Origin of the sequence: Leifsonia sp. 466MF (assembly GCF_900100265.1) — a bacterium.
Classification (GTDB): domain Bacteria; phylum Actinomycetota; class Actinomycetes; order Actinomycetales; family Microbacteriaceae; genus Leifsonia.
In genome coordinates this window covers 1,188,016-1,205,041 of sequence record NZ_LT629696.1, presented here as the reverse complement: position 1 = coordinate 1,205,041, position 17,026 = coordinate 1,188,016, and the positions used below count along the sequence as shown (strand labels likewise).

Genomic DNA, 17,026 nt, shown 5'->3' with positions numbered 1-17,026 from the left:
ATGAGCCGTGTGGTCGTGGTCGGGAGCGGCATCGCGGGGCTGACCGCGGCGCTGCGAGCGCACACGCTCGGCCATGACGTCACGGTCGTGACCAAGTCGTCGTCCGTCGCCTCCGGAAGCACGCCGTACGCCCAGGGCGGCATCGCGGCGGCGCTCTTCCCCGACGATTCGGTGGAGGCGCACGTCGCCGACACCCTCCGCGCGGGGGCCGGGCTCAACGTCCGCGAAGCGGTGGAGGCGCTCTGCTCCGACGGCCCCGACCGCGTCCGCGAGCTGATCGCCCGCGGCGCGGCGTTCGACCGCGACGGCGACACGCTCGCCCGCGGCCTCGAGGCCGCCCACTCCTCCGCCCGCGTGCTGCACGCCGGAGGGGATGCGACCGGCGCCGAGCTGGAGCGGGCGCTGGTCGCCGCGGTGACGGCGGCGCGCATCCCGGTCGTCGGGGGCGCGTTCCTCCGCGACGTCATCGTCGAGGACGGCCGGGCCGCCGGGGTGTCGCTGTGGGTCGACGGCGAGGCACTCACCATCGACGCCGACGCGGTGCTGCTGGCCACGGGAGGCTGGGGCCAGCTGTACGCGCACACCACCAACCCGTCGGTCGCGACGGGTGACGGAGTGGCGGCGGCCTGGCGCGCCGGGGCGATGCTCGCCGATCTGGAGTTCACGCAGTTCCATCCCACCGCGCTGTACGCGGGCGATGGCGCGGCGGGCGACGCGGGCGCAGGCGCGTTCCTCGTCTCCGAGGCCGTGCGCGGCGAAGGCGCGGTCCTGCGGAACGCCGCCGGCGAGCGCTTCATGCTCGACGCCCACCCCGACGCCGAGCTCGCGCCCCGCGACGTCGTCGCCCGCGGCATCGCGGTCGAGATGGCCGCGCAGGGCGGTCGCCCCGTGCTGCTCGACGCGACGGCGCTCGGCGCAGCGTTCCTCGCCCGGCGGTTCCCGACGATCGACGCCGCCTCGCGCGCCGCCGGCCACGACTGGGCCCGGCGTCCACTTCCTGTCACCCCGGCCGCGCACTACGCGATGGGCGGCGTCGCGACGGACACCGAGGGGCGCACCAGCGTCCCCGGCCTGTTCGCCGTCGGCGAGGTCGCCTGCACCGGGGCGCACGGCGGCAACCGGCTCGCCTCCAACTCCCTGCTCGAAGGTCTGGTGTTCGCCCATCGGGCGGCCGGGGCGATCGATGCTCCGTGGGCCGAGCCTCCCGTGTGGACGCAACGCGCGGTGCGGGTGGAGGCGGACGCCGCACGATCTGTCGCGGCCGGCTCGCCGCATCCCGTTCTCCGCACCTTCGACCGCGACCGGTTGCGCGCGCTGATGTGGGAGGCCGCCGGCGTGCACCGCGACGGGGCACGCCTCGCCGCGGCCTCCGACGAGCTCGCCGCCACCGCGATGCCCGACGCCAATGCCGGGGCGAGGTCCGGAGAGGATGCGAACCTCCTCACCCTCGCCCGTCTCGTCGTCGCCGCGGCGCTCGCCCGCGAAGAGTCGCGCGGGGCGCACTTCCGCTCCGACTTCCCGCTCGCCGGCTCCGGCGAGCCAGCCCACACCGTCCTGCTCCCCCAGCCGACCCGTCTCGAGGTTCCCGCAGCATGCTGACCCGCCAGCTCATCCACACCGCCGTCCAGGCCGCCCTCGTCGAGGACGCCCCCTGGGGCGACGTGACCAGCCAGCTGCTCATCCCCGAGACGGCTCGCGCGACCGCGCGCCTGGTGGGCCGCGAGCCGGGCACCTTCGCGGGCGGCGAGGTGTTCGCGGCCGCGATGACGCTGACCGATCCGGCGATCGCCGTGAACGTGCACGTCGCCGACGGCGCGACGTTCGCGGCCGGGGATGCGCTCGCGACGGTCGAGGGACCGGCCCGCTCGGTGCTCCAGGCCGAGCGCGTCGCCCTCAACTTCGTCCAGCGCATGAGCGGCATCGCAACGCTCACGGCCGCGTTCGTCGCCGAGGTCGCCGGCACCTCCGCCCGCATCGTGGACACGCGGAAGACCACCCCGGGCCTGCGCGCGTTCGAGCGGCACGCCGTCCGCGCCGGCGGCGGCCACAACCACCGCTACTCCCTCTCGGACGCGGTCATGGCGAAGGACAACCACCTCGCCGTCCTCACCGCGCAGACCGGCCTGTCGGTGACGGATGCGCTGCTGCGGGTGCGCGAACAGCTCTCGCACACCACGCACCTGGAGGTCGAGGTCGACCGCATCGACCAGATCGCGCCGGTGCTCGCGGCCGGGGTGGACACGATCATGCTCGACAACTTCACCCTCGACGAGCTGCGCGAAGGCGTCGCCCTTGTCGGCGGACGGGCCATCGTGGAGGCCAGCGGCAACGTCAGCCTCCCCACCGTCCGCGCGATCGCGGAGACCGGCGTCGACGTGATCTCGTCCGGCGCGCTCACCCACAGCGTCCGCTCGCTCGACCTCGGACTGGACGTGGTGGTGGAGTGATCTACCTCGACGCGGCCGCCACCTCCCCGCTCCGCCGGGAGGTGCTGGAGGCGATGTGGCCGTACCTGACGGGCGACTTCGGCAACCCGTCGAGCCACCACGCCGTCGGCGAATCGGCCGCCCGCGGGCTCACCGACGCCCGCTCGGCGGTCGCAGACTGGCTGGGCTGCCGCGCGTCGGAGGTGACGTTCACCTCGGGCGGGACGGAAGCCGACAACCTGGCCGTGAAGGGAATCGCGCTGGCGAACCCGCGCGGACGCCACATCGTGACGACACCGATCGAGCACGAGGCGGTGCTCGAGTCGGTGGACTACCTGGTGCGGCTGCACGGCTTCGAGGTGACCTTCGTGCCGGTCGGACCGGACGGCCTGGTCACGGCCGAAGCGTTCGCCGCCGCCGTACGGCCCGACACGACGCTGGCGAGCGTGATGCTCGCCAACAACGAGGTCGGTACGGTGCAGTCCATCGCCGAGCTTGCCGCTATCGCGCACGAGCACGGCATCCCCTTTCATACGGATGCGGTACAGGCGGCCGGCTGGCTGCCGCTCGACGTGCGGGAGCTGGGGGTGGATGCGCTGAGCGTCTCCGGCCACAAGCTCGGAGCGCCGAAGGGCGTCGGTGCGCTGTACGTGAGAGGGCGCATCCCGCTGGAGCCGGTCATCCATGGCGGAGGTCAGGAGCGCGGCCGCCGCTCGGGGACGGAGAACGTCGCCGGCGCGGTGGCCCTGGCGACGGCTGCGCGGCTCAGCGTCGCCGGGCTCGAGGAGCGGGCGACGGCCGTTGCCGCAGCGCGGGACGCGTTCGTCGCCGCCGTGCTCGCTGAGGCGCCAGGCGCATCCCTGACCGGGCATCCCACGTCGCGGCTGCCCGGGACGGCGTCGTTCGTGTTCCCCGGGATCAACGGGGAGGCGGTGCTGCTGGAGCTGGAACGGCGCGGTGTCGTGTCGTCCAGCGGCTCGGCGTGCGCCGCCGGCAGCGAGGACGCGTCGCACGTGCTCCTCGCGCTCGGGTACCCGGAGGACGTCGCCCGCACGGCGGTGCGGTTCTCGTGGGGGCCGGAGGTGACGGCCGAGCAGCTCGCCGCGGTGGCTCCCGCCGTGGGCGAGGCGGTGCGGGCCGTGGCGGGGCTCGGCGGGTAGGGGCTGGTCCGCGGGAGCGCGGGATGATCCTCCCGCTCGGGGCGGAAATCAAGCGCCTATGGAGCGCTTCAGGGTCGGCCTACCGTGCTCATCGACCGACGACCACCCGCCATGCGCGGGCGAACCGGAAGAGGCACGCCATGACCGATCGACCGTTGCCGCCCGAAGACCGGGCGGCCGCTGACACTGTGCGCGACCGCGACGCCGTGCGTGACCGCGAGGCCGTGCGCGACCGCGAGGCCGTGAGGGACGGCGCCGGCGCTCCGACCACGGCTGCGCCCGCAACGGCTCCCGTCGACGGAATCCACCCGGACGGGACATACGGGGACGGGACGCACACCCTCCGTGAGGACGTCGTCGCCCGCGAGCGCAGCGAGTTCGGCGGGATGAAGTTCGGCTCGGCCTTCTTCGGCTGGCTCACCGCGACGGGAACCGCGGTGCTGCTGACCGCGTTGGTCGCAGCGGCCGGCGCGGCCGTCGGCCTCGGCACCGCGGGGAGCGCCGACCGCGCGATCGACCAGGCCAACGCCAACGCGTCGACGGTCGGGCTCGTCGGCGCGATCGCGCTCGTCGTCATCCTGCTCGTCGCCTACTTCTGCGGCGGGTACGTGGCCGGGCGGATGGCGCGCTTCGACGGCGTCAAGCAGGGCATCGCGGTGTGGCTGTGGGCGGTGATCATCGCCGTGGTCGTCGCCGTGCTGACCCTCATCTTCGGCAGCCAGTACAACATCCTCGGCAGCCTGAACAGCTTCCCGCGCATCCCGCTGGGCGAAGGATCCGTGACGCTCACCGGCATCATCACGGCCGTCGTGGTCGCGGTGGTGAGCCTCGCCGGCGCCATCCTGGGAGGCGTCGCGGGGATGCGGTACCACCGCCGGGTGGACCGGGCCGGCCTGGGGCGCTGAGCGGGCGTTTTATTCCCCAGTTCTGCGGTGAGCGAACTCATCCACAGTTCAGGTCACGGACACTCCCAGCGTCAGTGGTCCCCGATAAGTTGTAGCGGTGACTGAGAAGACCTCACCAGTGCCTTCGGTCGATGCCGGCGCCATCGGGCAGCCGGCCGCGCCCGCCGCCGCGCCGCGTATCGCCCCGCGCGACCAGCGCGTGATCTGGCTGCTGCTCGCGGCCACGTTCGTCGTGATCCTCAACGAGACGATCATGACCGTCGCCATCCCGAAGCTGATGGACGACCTCCACGTCGACGCCCTCGCTGCGCAGTGGCTCTCGACGGCATTCATGCTGACGATGGCCGTGGTGATCCCGATCACGGGCATCCTGCTGCAGCGGTACACGACGCGGCAGATGTTCATCGCGGCGATGTCGCTGTTCTCGCTCGGCACCCTGTCAGCGGCCCTGGCTCCCGGGTTCCTGGTGCTGGTCGCGGCGCGCGTGATCCAGGCATCGGGCACCGCGATCATGATCCCGCTGCTGATGACGACCCTGATGACCCTGGTGCCGCCGGCGATGCGCGGGCGCACGATGGGCAACGTGTCGATCGTCATCTCGGTCGCGCCGGCCATCGGGCCGACGATCTCGGGCCTCATCCTGAACTTCCTGCCCTGGCGCTGGATCTTCCTGATCGTGCTGCCGATCGCGCTCGTGATGCTGCTGATCGGCATGAAGTTCGTCGAGAACGTGACGGAGACCCAGAAGGTGAAGATCGACGTGCTGTCGGTCATCCTCTCGGCACTGGGGTTCGGAGGACTGGTCTACGGGCTCACCCTCTCCGGCGAGTCCGGCGGGTCGTCCGCGAGCCCGGTCATGCTGTGGGGGTCGCTGATCGTCGGAGTGCTCGGTCTGGCGGCGTTCATCACGCGCCAGCTGCTCCTGCAGCGCAAGGATCGGGCCCTGCTCGACCTGCGGACGTTCACGTTCCCCATCTTCACCATCTCGATCGTGCTGATGGCCATCACGACCGCGTCGATGTTCGGCGTGATCATCGTTCTGCCGCTGTACCTGCAGCACGTACTGCACCTCGACACGCTGGCGACCGGGCTCATCCTGCTCCCGGGCGGGCTGATCATGGGGCTCGCGGCGCCGTTCGTCGGCCGCCTGTACGACCGCTTCGACCCGCGCGTGCTCGTCGTTCCCGGCTCGATCCTTGTCAGCCTCGTGCTGTGGTCGCTCACGATGGTGACGGAGCACACGCCGGTCGGACTCGTCATCGCCGCGCACGTCACCATGAGCCTCGGCCTCGCGATGATGTTCACGCCGCTGTTCACGGCCGGTCTCGGTGCGGTGCCGCCGCACCTGTACTCGCACGGCAGCGCCATCCTGGGCACCATCCAGCAGGTCGGCGGAGCGGCGGGCACGGCCCTGCTCATCGCGGTCCTGACGCTGCAGGGCACAGCCCTGGCCGCGGGCGGCGCAGGAGTGGACGCCGCGCAGGCGGGAGGCATCCGGGCGGCGTTCGTCGCGGGCGCGATCATCTCCCTGTTCGCGGTCGCAGGCTCCTTCTTCCTCCGGAAGCCCGCCGACTCCCCGTCCGAGGACGTCGCCTTCGCCCACTGACCCGATCCCCACCGTCGAGTCCGCAATCTTTGCACGCTCGCCCCGCGCGGCGTGTGCAATGTGCGCGGACTCGACGGGGATGGATGCGCAGGGCAGTGGTGCTCGGCGGGGCGAGCGCGTGAGAATGAGGCGGTCCGTATGGGAGGAGACCACCGTGTCCATCATCGAGAGCCCGGAACCGTCCGAAGCGACCGGAGCCGTCGCCGAACTGTATGCCGAAGACATCGACGACCTCGGATACGTCCCCGAGTACACCCGCGTACTGAGCACGAACCCCGAGGCGTTCCGCGCGTTCGAGGATCTCGTCCGCACGATCGTGCCGACCCTCGGCAAGCGCCGGTACGAGCTGGTCACGCTCGCGGCCGCCCAGGCGCTCCGCTCGCAGCACTGCCGTCTCGCTCACGGTCGCAAGACCCTGACGATCATGGATGAAGCCGAGCTCGAGCGCATCGCCCGGGACTACCACGACGCCGGACTGAGCGAGGCGGAGGTCGCCATGATGGAGTACGCCGAGCGGCTCAGCACGGACTCCTCCGCCATGACCCCCGACGACGCCGGCCGGCTGCGCGACCTCGGCTTCACGGACCGCGAGATCGTCGACATCACGTTGGCGGCCGCAGTGCGCAACTACTTCAGCCGCGCCATCCAGGCCCTCGGCGTCGCCGTCGAGGTCCCGCCCGACCTGAGCGAGCGACTGCGCGGGGCGCTCCTGGCGCCGCTGTGAGGGACACCACCCGCGCCCGGGCCTTGAGCGCGCTCCAGGGCCTGGCGCTCGGCGACGCCCTCGGCATGCCCACCCAGTCGATGTCGCGCGAACGCATCTTCGCCGACCACGGCACCCTCCGCGGTCTCGTTGCGGCCGGCCCGCACCAGCAGATCGCCGCAGGGATGCCCGCCGGCTCGATCACCGACGACACCGAGCAGGCCGTTCTGCTCGCGCGCCTCCTCATCGACGGGCGTGGGACCGTCCGCCCGAGCGTCTTCGCCGCCGAGCTGCTCGCGTGGGAGCGGACCATGGAGTCCCGCGGCTCCCTCGACCTGCTCGGTCCGAGCACCCGCGCGGCCCTCCAGCGGCTGCAGGACGGCATGCCGCCCGAAGAAGCCGGCCGGTTCGGGGCTACGAACGGCGCGGCGATGCGGATCACCCCGGTCGGCATCGCCGTGCCGGTCGAACCGCTCAGCGGGTTCGTCGACGCCGTGGTGTCCGTGAGCGCGCTCACCCACAACACGGGCATCGGCATCGCGAGCGCCGCCGCCGTCGGAGCCGCTGTGAGCGCCGGCGTCGACGGAGCGGACACCCCGGAGGCGCTGGATGTGGCGGTCGCGGCAGCCCGCGAAGGAGCACGGCGCGGTCATTGGGTCGCGGGCGGCGACATAGCCGCCCGGCTCGAGTGGGCCATCCCCTACCTCCTCGGTCTGGCGCCGCGGGAGCAGGACGACGCCCTCTCCGAGGTCATCGGCACCTCGGTCGCCGCACAGGAGTCCGTGGTGGCCGCGCTCGCGCTCGTCGCGGTGACCGTCGCCGGGTCCGAGCCCGCGCATCCCGACCCGGACGCCGCCTGGGACACGCTCTGCCGCGCCGCCGCGCTCGGCGGCGACACCGACACGATCGCGGCCATGACGGGAGCCGTGCTCGGCGCCACCGGAGCGGCCGCCTGGCCACGCACCGCGCTCGAGACGGTCCGCCGCGTCAACGCCCTCGACCTGGAACCCCTGGTCGACGGACTGCTGGAGCTGAGGAGACGACATGGCTGACGGACGACTCATCTTCACCGGGACGGTCGTCGTCGACCTTCTCCTCACCGTGGATGCGCTGCCCGAGCGCGGCGGCGACGTCCTCGCCTCCTCGGCGGGCATGTCCGCCGGCGGCGGCTTCAACGTCATGGCCGCAGCGGCCCGCGACGGCGCGGACGTCGTGTTCGCCGGCCGCTCCGGCACCGGCCCGTTCGGCGAGGTCGTCGCCGAGGCGCTCTGGAGCGAAGGCATCTCGGTCGCGAATCCGCCGCTCGACGGCGTCGACAACGGCTACAGCGTCGTCCTCCTCGACAGCGCGGCCGAGCGCACGTTCGTCACCGCGCCCGGCGCCGAGGGGATGCTGAGCCGAGCCGACCTGGATGCGGTGCAGCCCCGTGCGTCGGATGTCGTCTACGTCTCCGGCTACAGCCTCGCGCATCCCGGATCCGGCCCGGCCGTCACGGGGTGGCTGGGCGCCATCGGTCCGGAGACGCGCGTCGTCTTCGACCCGTCTCCGCTCGTCGGCTCGCTCGACCCGGAGCTCCTGGAGACGGTGCTGCGCCGCACCGACGTACTCAGCGCGAACGCACGCGAGGCGCGCATCCTTCGCGCCCACGCCCATCCCGCGCCCGCTGCCGGGTCGCTGCGCGGCAGCCTGCGCGAGGGTGGGGTCGCGGTCGTGCGCGACGGCTCCTCGGGATGCTGGGTCGCCACTGACGAGCCGGCGCCTGCGCACCTGCCGGCCTTCCCGGTCGACGCGGTGGACACGACGGGAGCGGGCGACGCGTTCGGCGGGGTGCTCGCCGCGGCCCTGGCCCGCGGCGCCGCACCGATCGACGCCGCGCGGCGGGCGAACGCGGCCGCGGCGATCGCCGTGACGCGGCGCGGACCGGCGACCGCGCCGACCGCCGCGGAGACCGACGCCCTGCTGGCCTCGGGCTGACCGCACGGGGGCACACTCGGAAGGGATGAACGAACCGACCGCCGACCGAAGGAGGCCTCCCGTGTTCACGGTGAAACGCATCTACGACGCGCCCGAACCCGACGACGGCTACCGCGTGCTCGTCGACCGGCTGTGGCCGCGCGGCGTCAGCAAGGACCGTGCCGACATCGACGAATGGCTCAAGGAGGTCGCGCCATCGACCGAGCTGCGACGCTGGTTCCATCAGGACCCGTCGGGCGAAGCCGAGGTGTTCGACGAGTTCCGTCGCCGGTACGAGAGCGAACTGGACACGAACCCTGCCGTGGATGTGCTCCGCGGCCTGGGCCGGACCCATCCGACCGTGACCCTGCTGGTCGGAGCTCGCGACCCCGAGCTCAACCACGCCAACGTGCTCCGCCAGTACCTAGAACACCACCCCTGACCGCCCACCGTCGAGTCCGCAAACTTTGCACACGACACGCGGCGGAAGTGTGCAAAGTTCGCGGACTCGATGGCGGGCGGTGGTCCAGCGCAGGGCGTCGGTCCAGCGCAGGGCGCCGGTCAGCGGGTACGCCGGTCAGCGGCGGGCGGGGTCCAGATTAACGCCGATCCCGCTCTTCAGTTCAGGATCCGGCGAGTCCATGAGGAGCTCGGGATTGAGCCACACCAGCTGGGCCTCGGTCAGGCCGAAGCGGCGCGACACCTGGTAGAGCGTGTCGTACGGGTTGGGGATGTAGTAAGCCAGCGTCCCGCTCTCGACGACCGTCCGCCCGTGCGCGTAGCTGACCACGCCGTGATCCACGGGCTTCAGGCCCGGGTAGGCGGAGGGGAGCGTCCAGGTGATCGACGCGGCGGCCATCACCCGCCCGTCCCCGTCAGGCGACTCCTCGATCGAGTGCAGGAACGACGGGTCGCCGAGGGACGCCTGGTCGAGCAGCACGGGGAGAACGAGTTCGCCATCCGGATCGACGCTCTGAGCACCGGAGGTCACGGGGAAGTAGTCCTCGTCCTGGATGTTCTCCGGCAGGCCGTCGTACCGTTTCCCGGTCAGCATCAGGTCGATCCCGGCGAGGCTCGCACGGGCCGGGTCGTCGGGACGGATACGCACCTCGATCCCCCGATCGGGACGGACCACGATGCGAACGACCCCGGTCACGGGATGCTCGGCCACCGGATCACCGATCGGTTCATGGTCGATGACGCTCAGCCGGCCTGAGCCGATCGTCTCGCCGGCGACGAGCAGGTTCGGGATCTGCTGCGCCATGGGCTCGGACGCTTTCGCCGTGGCCCGTGGCGTCCCACTCGAACGAGCCGGAGGAGCGACCAGCGCGCATCCCGACATCATCCCCACGACGCATGCTGCGACCACGGCCGCGGCGACGCGACCCATCCCCCGATCCATCATGGTGCGACCCTACCAACGCGATCCGCCTCCCGCGCACGACCGCCCACGACCGCCCACCGTCGAGTCCGCAAACTTTGCACACGACACGCGGCCGAAGTGTGCACAGTTCGCGAACTCGACGGCGGGGGACGACGGATCGAGGAGGGCTAGCCCGCGAGCGGGAGCTGCTGCGAGGCCGGCTCGGCCGTGTCGACCAGGTACCGCGCGTATGCGGGGATGGTCAGGAACGTCGGGAACTCCTCCCCCAGTGCCACCTCGCGCAGGAGCTCCGCGGCATCCGCGAACCGCCCGCCCGCGCCGGCCTCCGCGCTCAGGCGCTCGAGCTCGGCGTCCAGGATGCGCGACACGGCCTCCCGGTCGACGGCCGTCCCCTCCGCCGTGACGATCCGGTTGTCGATCCACTGCCGCAGCAGCGACCGCGAGATCTCGGCCGTCGCGGCATCCTCCATCAGGCCGTCGATGGCGACCGCGCCCGTCCCACGCAGCCACGCCTCGATGTAGCGGAGAGCGACGGAGACGTTCGACCGCACCCCCGCATCCGTCACCGTGGCGTCCGCGCCGCGCACGTCGAGCAGGTCGTCCGCGCTGACGTCCACGTCCTCCCTCTGGCGTTCGACCTGGTTCGGCCGCTCTCCGAGCACAGCGTCGAACTCGGCGAGCGCGGTCGGGATGAGGTCGGGATGCGCCACCCAGGTGCCGTCGAAGCCGTCGCCGGCCTCGCGCCGCTTGTCGTCCGCGACCCGGGCCAGCGCCCGCTCGGTCGCCTCCGCATCCCGCCGGTTGGGGATGAAGGCGCTCATCCCGCCGATCGCGTGCGCGCCGCGACGGTGGCACGTCGCGACCAGCAGCTCGGTGTACGCCCGCATGAACGGCACCGTCATCGTGATGCGATCGCGGTCGCCGAACGCGAAGCGGCGTCCGCGACCCTGGAACGTCTTGATCATCGAGAAGATGTAGTCCCAGCGGCCGGCGTTGAGGCCCGCGCAGTGGTCGCGCAGCTCGTAGAGGATCTCCTCCATCTCGAACGCGGCAGGGATCGTCTCGATCAGCACGGTGGCGCGGATGGTGCCGACCGGCATCCCGATGCGCTGCTGGGCGAACACGAAGATGTCGTTCCAGAGCCGCGCTTCGAGGTGCGACTCCAGCTTCGGCAGGTAGAAGTACGGGCCGCGGCCGTTCGCGACCAGCTGCTCGGCGTTGTGCCAGAAGTACAGGCCGAAATCGGTGAGGGATGCGCTGGCCGGCGCTGTACGTCCCGCCCGGTCGGTGAATGCGAGGTGCTTCTCGACCAGGTGCCAGCCGCGCGGGCGCATCACGATCGTCGGCGTGTGCTCGAACGGCGTGGTGACCCGGTACTCCTTGCCCTCTGGACTGGTGAAGGCGAGGCGTCCGCGGACCGCGTCGTGCAGCGTCCGCTGGCCGCCCACGATGTTCGCCCAGGTGGGGCTGGTGGCGTCCTCCAGGTCGGCGAGCCAGACGCGGGCGCCCGAATTGAGGGCGTTGATCGCCATCTTCGGGTCGGTCGGGCCGGTGATCTCGACGCGGCGGTCCTCGAGCCCGGGTCCGGCCCCGGCCACGCGCCACGAGCGGTCGTCGCGGATGGCGGCGGTGGCGCTCAGGAAGCGCGGGTCACGGCCGTTGCCTGCCTCCGCTCGGTGCTGCTGGCGCTGGGCCAGCAGCTCCTGCCGCCGGGCGGCGAACGCCTGGTGCAGGTGGTCGACGAAGGCGATGGCCTCCGGTGTCAGGATGGTGTCGGTCGCGGCGTCGCGCGTCCCGCAGATCTCGATCATGTCTTTCTTCCTTCTGTCGTCGTGGTTTCTCGCGCCGCCCGCAGCTCCTGAGTTTTTCCGCTCTGCGACGGCGTGTCGGGCGAAAAACTCAGGAACGGATGGCGGGGGCACAGGGTCAGAACTGGTGCTCCTCGGTGGAGCCGGTGAGGGCGAGCGTCGCGCTGTCGGGGTTGAGCGCGGTCGCGACCCGGTCGAAGTAGCCGGTGCCGACCTCCCGCTGGTGGCGGGTGGCGGTGTAGCCGTCGCTCTCCGAGGCGAATTCCGCCTCCTGCAGGTCGACGTAGGCGCTCATGTGGCGCCGTCCGTAGTCCCGGGCGAGCGTGAACATGGAGTGGTTGAGGGCGTGGAAACCGGCCAGCGTGATGAACTGGAAGGCGTATCCCATCGCGGCGAGCTCCCGCTGGAACCGCGCGATCGTCTCGTCGTCGAGGTGCCGGCGCCAGTTGAACGACGGCGAGCAGTTGTACGCGAGCCGCTTCTCCGGGTGCTCGGCGTGGACCGCCTCGGCAAAGCGGCGCGCGAGCTCCAGGTCGGGCTCGGCCGACTCCACCCAGAGCAGGTCGGCGTACGGCGCGTACGCCAGCCCGCGGGCGATGACCGGCTCGATGCCGTTCTCGACCTCGTAGAAGCCCTCGGCGGTGCGCGTCCCGGTGAGGAAGCGGGCGTCGCGCTCGTCGTGGTCGCTGGTGAGCAGCGTCGCGGCGAGGGCGTCGGTGCGGGCGATGACGATGGTGGGCACTCCGGCGACATCGGCCGCCAGCCGTGCGGCATTGAGGGTGCGGATGTGCTGGCCGGTGGGGACGAGCACCTTGCCTCCCATATGGCCGCACTTCTTCTCGCTGGCCAGCTGGTCCTCCCAGTGGACGCCGGCGGCGCCCGCCTGGATCATCGCGTGCATGAGCTCGTACGCGTTGAGCGGGCCGCCGAAGCCGGCCTCGGCGTCGGCGACGATGGGCGCCATCCAATCGCTCACCGGCCCGTCGACGCCCTCGACCTGGCCGGCCCTCAGCAGGGCGTTGTTGATGCGGCGGACGACGGCCGGCACGGAGTTCGCCGGGTACAGGCTCTGGTCGGGATACGTCTGGCCGGCGAGGTTCGCGTCGGCGGCGACCTGCCAGCCCGAGAGGTAGATCGCTTCGAGCCCGGCGCGGACCTGCTGAACGGCCTGGTTGCCGGTGAGGGCTCCGAGGGCGGCGACCCAGCGCGGATCGTCGGCGGTGCTCTCGCGCTGGATCAGCTCCCAGAGCCGGTCAGCGCCACGGCGGGCGAGGGTCTGCTCCTCGCGGACCGGGCCTCGCAGGCTGACGACGTCGTCGGCGGTGTAGTCGCGGCGGATGCCCGACCAACGGGGATCCGCATCCCACTCGAGCTGCAGCTCGGCGGCGGTCTGGGTCGTGTCTCCGGGGCGGGGCTCTGTCGTCCGGTTTTCCATGTCGGGACCTCCATCGGTCGGATCGGATGACTCGATCCTTTGCCCGCCGCAGCCCGCCGGACCCGGATCCGCGGACAGAAATTCGCCGGTTCTTCTGTTTGCCAGAACTTCACAGGAGTGTCAGCATGGCCACCATGACCGTCATCGACGACGTGTACGACGACGCGCACGCCGACCAGCCCGCAGCCGACGCACTCACCCTGGGCCGGCGCATCCGCGCGTTCCGGCAACGGCGCGGGATGACGCTGGAGGCGCTCGCCACAGCTGTCGACCGGGCACCGTCACAGGTGTCGACCATCGAGAACGGCAACCGCGAGCCGCGGCTGGCGCTGCTTCGGGCGATCGCGGATGCCCTCGGCGTGAGCGTCGACGACCTGCTCTCGCCGGAGCCGCCGGACGAACGCTCGGCCCTGGAGATCGCGGTCGAGCGGGCGCAACGCGGGCCGGTGTTCGCGTCCCTCGGCATCGACCCGGTGCGGGTCAGCCGGACCGTCCCTGACGCGACATTGCAGGCGATTCTTGCGCTTCACCAGGAGGTGGAGCGCCTGCACCGCGAGCGCGCGGCGACGCCGGAGGAGGCCCGCCGCGCGAACGCGGAACTGCGGGCGACGATGCGGGCGCGCGACAACCATTTCCCCGAGCTCGAGGCCATCGCGGCCGACCTGCTGGCCGCCGTCGGGCACACCGGCGGCCCCGTCTCGCACCAGACCGTGACCGACATGGCCGACCACCTCGGCTACGAGCTGCACTACGTCGGCGACCTGCCGCACTCCACCCGTTCGGTCACCGACCGGCGCAACGGGCGCATCTACCTGCCTACCGAGCAGTCGGCGTCCCGCGACTCGCGCTCGCCCATCCTGCAGGCCTTCGCGTCGCACGTGCTCGACCACGATGAGCCGCGAAACTACGCCGATTTTCTGCGACAGCGGATCGAGACCAACTACCTGACCGCGGCGCTGCTGCTGCCCGAGAAGGATGCGGTCGCCTTCCTGACCGAGGCGAAGAACTTCCGGCGCATCTCGATGGAGGACCTCCGCGACGCGTTCGCCGTGTCGTACGAGACGGCGGCGCACCGGTTCACCAACCTCGCCACCGCGCGCCTCGGCATCCCGGTGCACTTCATGAAGGTGCACGAGTCGGGCACCATCATCAAGGCGTACGAGAACGACGCCGTGGCCTTCCCGTCGGATGCACTCGGCGCTGTCGAGGGGACGCCCGTGTGCCGCAGCTGGACCGCGCGCACGGTGTTCGACGTCGCCGACCGGTTCAGCCCGTACTACCAGTACACGGACACGCCGAGCGGGACGTTCTGGTGCACGTCACGCGTCGAGAAGGCGAAGGAGGGCGACTACTCCGTCAGCGTCGGCGTGCCGTTCGTGCACGTCAAGTGGTTCCGCGGGCGGGAGACGACGCATCGGGCAGTCTCCCGCTGCCCCGACGAATCCTGTTGCCGACGTCCACCCGGTGCGCTGGCCGAGCGCTGGGAGGGGATGGCGTGGCCGGCCGCGCGCACGCCGACGTCGCTGCTCGCCGCGCTCCCGACCGGAACGTTCCCCGGAGTGGACGCCACCGAGGTATACGCCTTCCTCGACCGCCACGCCCCCGCATCCTGAGACATCCCAGCCAACAGCTCCTGAGTTTTTCGCACGAAAGAGCCTCGAAAGGCAGAAAAACTCAGGAGCAGTTGGCTTGGGCGGAGGGGTCAGTCGAGGGCGAGGAGGCGGATCGCGACGCCGTAGGGATCGAGCGCGACGGACGGGGATGCGTCGCCGTCGAGCGTCCGCAGCTCGCCGCCGGCGACGGTCGGCTCGACCGTGACCGCGGTGTCGTGCTGCGACACGAAGAACACGAAGCGGCGGCCGTCCTCGTGCACCAGCGCGTCGGTGAACACCCGCGGGTCGTCGAGCCGCACATCCCGCTCCACGTCCGCGACCACGGCGAGCGCGTCGTACAGCCGCCACGTCTCCTCCGGGTTCACCCGCCCCTGCGCCGACGCGAAGAACTCGAGTGGATACGTGCACAGCACCGCGCGCCCCGCACCGTGATCGCGCACCACGACAGCCGGCCGGCCGTGCGCATCCACCGCGACGACGCGGCCCGAGGTCGCCCGCACCGGGAGGTACGTCCGCCCGTTCTCGTTGCCCGCCGCCGCGAACGACAGCTCCGTCCCGGCCGCGATCGACCCGAAGTCCTCGGTGAACCGCAGGGTGACGGTCGCGTCCGTCACCGGCTCGGCGAGCCCGTACGCGCTGTCCATCCGCACTCCGAAGAGCTCCTCCGTGTGCGCCCACCACGGCCCGCGCTGCACGCCGCTCGACCCGTGCGAGTACGACGCATAGACGGTCGCCCCCTCGCCCGCCAGCGACACCAGCTGCTCCCACGAGGTCGCGCACAGCTGCTTGACCGACGGCAGCAGGTACAGGCCGTACCCGGCCGGCAGACCGCCGTCCTCCTTCTCGCGCACCACCGCGACGGGGATGTGCGCCTCATGCGCCGCGACGTATGCCTGCTCCCCCGTCGCCACGATGTGCGCGCGCTCCTCCTCCTGCGTGAACGGGTAGTCCTCGGCGAGGTGCGAGGGGACGACGAGCGCCGCATCCACCGGCGCCCGTCGCACCGACGGCAGCTCGATCGCGGCCAGGTCGGCGGCGAACCGCGCCAGCTCGCGCAGCGGCGGCTTGGGGTTGCCGTGACGGTCGGTGATCCCGAAGTGCATCTCGAAGGGATGGTGCGAGTACGGCCGCTGATCGGCGAGGTCGTCGTAGTCGGTGTTGTTCCACGCGATCCATCCCGTGGCACCGGCCAGCAGCGTAGAGTACAGCAGCTGCCGGTAGTAGGAGGCGGCGCCCGCGTCCGAGACGAAGTCGCTCGTCAGGCCGAACTCCTCCATGATGACGGGCAGTCCGTCGGTCGCCGCGAGCTCCGCGATGAACGCCGCCTTGAGGTGCTGCCGCACCTGGTCGGTCTCCATCCGGTACACGTGCGGGCCGATGAAGTCGGTGAACTTCGCCAGGTCGCGCACCGAGAACCCGTTGTCGTGACCCGTCGTCTCGATGCCCCAGGCACCGTCGCCGACGGCGACCGGCTGCGTCCCGCCGCCCGCGCGCACCGCATCCACCAGCAGCGAGGCCCACGCGTCGACGATGGGACGCGGCGCCTCCCCTCCGTAGATCGGCACCTCGTTGGTGAGCAGCCATCCGGCGACGGCGGGATGCGCGGCGAACCGCGACGTCAGCTCCCGCACGTACCAGGCCTGCCGTCCGACGAACCAGACGTCGCTGTACAGGTCGCGGCCGTCGCGCCACGCCGGATCCCAGTTCTCGCCCGACATGTGCCCGACGAGGAACGTCGGGACCGTCGTCATCCCGACCTCCGTGTGCGCGTCGAGGAAGTCGGCGAAGTTCGCCATGCACTGCTCGTCGAGGGAGTCCGGGGTCGGATGGAAGTCGGGCCAGTAGATGAAGGAGCGGGTCATGTTCAGGCCATGTTCGGCGAGCACACGCAGCTCCTCCCGCACGACGGACGCGTCGTAGCGCGTCCACATCAGCGGGCCGCCGGTGCGCGACCAGAAGTTGGCGCCGAGCCACACCACGGGGGCGTCGTCGACCTGCAAGACCGGGGATGGGCGATCCATGGTGCCTTTCAG

Annotated in this window: 14 protein-coding genes; 10 read left to right on the top strand and 4 right to left on the bottom strand. The window is 71.6% G+C overall.

Going from position 1 to position 17,026, the window contains the following annotated elements:
• The 9 genes from nadB (at position 1) to BLR91_RS05700 (ending at position 9,195) form a co-directional block, all read left to right on the top strand.
• A complete protein-coding gene (gene nadB, locus BLR91_RS05740; RefSeq protein WP_089876455.1) occupies positions 1-1,599 on the top strand; it encodes an L-aspartate oxidase in 1,599 nt (532 codons plus the stop codon).
• Positions 1,593-2,447: a carboxylating nicotinate-nucleotide diphosphorylase gene (nadC, locus tag BLR91_RS05735; protein WP_089876457.1), complete on the top strand. Its 855-nt coding sequence runs from the start codon at positions 1,593-1,595 to the stop codon at positions 2,445-2,447. The genes nadB and nadC overlap by 7 nt, the downstream gene beginning before the upstream one ends.
• Positions 2,444-3,586: a cysteine desulfurase family protein gene (locus BLR91_RS05730; RefSeq protein WP_089876459.1), complete on the top strand. Its 1,143-nt coding sequence runs from the start codon at positions 2,444-2,446 to the stop codon at positions 3,584-3,586. The genes nadC and BLR91_RS05730 overlap by 4 nt, the downstream gene beginning before the upstream one ends.
• A gap of 140 nt (positions 3,587-3,726) precedes the next feature.
• The gene (locus BLR91_RS05725; RefSeq protein WP_231918832.1) at positions 3,727-4,491 is read left to right on the top strand and encodes a hypothetical protein; all 765 of its coding nucleotides are present in this window, start codon (positions 3,727-3,729) and stop codon (positions 4,489-4,491) included.
• Positions 4,492-4,609: 118 nt separating this feature from the next.
• Entirely contained in the window at positions 4,610-6,097 is a 1,488-nt protein-coding gene (locus tag BLR91_RS05720; protein ID WP_089876461.1) for an MDR family MFS transporter, read from the top strand.
• A gap of 154 nt (positions 6,098-6,251) precedes the next feature.
• Positions 6,252-6,821: a carboxymuconolactone decarboxylase family protein gene (locus BLR91_RS05715; RefSeq protein WP_089876463.1), complete on the top strand. Its 570-nt coding sequence runs from the start codon at positions 6,252-6,254 to the stop codon at positions 6,819-6,821.
• Complete coding sequence (locus BLR91_RS05710; protein WP_018191508.1) at positions 6,818-7,852, top strand: ADP-ribosylglycohydrolase family protein; 1,035 nt, start codon at positions 6,818-6,820, stop codon at positions 7,850-7,852. Before BLR91_RS05715 ends, BLR91_RS05710 begins: the two co-directional genes overlap by 4 nt.
• On the top strand, positions 7,845-8,774 hold the full coding sequence (locus BLR91_RS05705) for a PfkB family carbohydrate kinase (RefSeq protein ID WP_089876466.1): 930 nt from the start codon (positions 7,845-7,847) through the stop codon (positions 8,772-8,774). The genes BLR91_RS05710 and BLR91_RS05705 overlap by 8 nt, the downstream gene beginning before the upstream one ends.
• A gap of 61 nt (positions 8,775-8,835) precedes the next feature.
• Positions 8,836-9,195, top strand: coding sequence for a DUF488 domain-containing protein (locus BLR91_RS05700; protein ID WP_089876468.1), 360 nt, complete (start codon positions 8,836-8,838; stop codon positions 9,193-9,195).
• A gap of 135 nt (positions 9,196-9,330) precedes the next feature.
• Here the strand turns inward: BLR91_RS05700 and BLR91_RS05695 are convergent, their stop codons facing one another.
• From BLR91_RS05695 to aceA, 3 genes are all read right to left on the bottom strand, one after another.
• On the bottom strand, positions 9,331-10,158 hold the full coding sequence (locus BLR91_RS05695) for a LysM peptidoglycan-binding domain-containing protein (RefSeq protein ID WP_231918831.1): 828 nt from the start codon (positions 10,156-10,158) through the stop codon (positions 9,331-9,333).
• A 146-nt stretch (positions 10,159-10,304) separates the two neighbouring features.
• Positions 10,305-11,948 carry a malate synthase A gene (gene aceB, locus BLR91_RS05690; RefSeq protein ID WP_089876473.1) on the bottom strand — a complete coding sequence of 548 codons (1,644 nt, stop codon included), beginning with the start codon at positions 11,946-11,948 and terminating at the stop codon, positions 10,305-10,307.
• Positions 11,949-12,063: 115 nt separating this feature from the next.
• Positions 12,064-13,380: an isocitrate lyase gene (aceA, locus tag BLR91_RS05685; RefSeq protein WP_089876475.1), complete on the bottom strand. Its 1,317-nt coding sequence runs from the start codon at positions 13,378-13,380 to the stop codon at positions 12,064-12,066.
• A gap of 125 nt (positions 13,381-13,505) precedes the next feature.
• Here aceA and BLR91_RS05680 point away from each other — a divergent pair, with 125 nt between their 5' ends.
• Positions 13,506-14,993, top strand: coding sequence for a helix-turn-helix transcriptional regulator (locus tag BLR91_RS05680; protein ID WP_089876477.1), 1,488 nt, complete (start codon positions 13,506-13,508; stop codon positions 14,991-14,993).
• An 89-nt stretch (positions 14,994-15,082) separates the two neighbouring features.
• On the opposite strand, the gene BLR91_RS05675 is transcribed toward BLR91_RS05680, so the two are convergent.
• Positions 15,083-17,014, bottom strand: a complete 1,932-nt coding sequence (locus tag BLR91_RS05675; protein WP_089876479.1) for a cellulase family glycosylhydrolase — start codon at positions 17,012-17,014, stop codon at positions 15,083-15,085.
• Between the last annotated feature and the right edge of the window lie 12 nt (positions 17,015-17,026).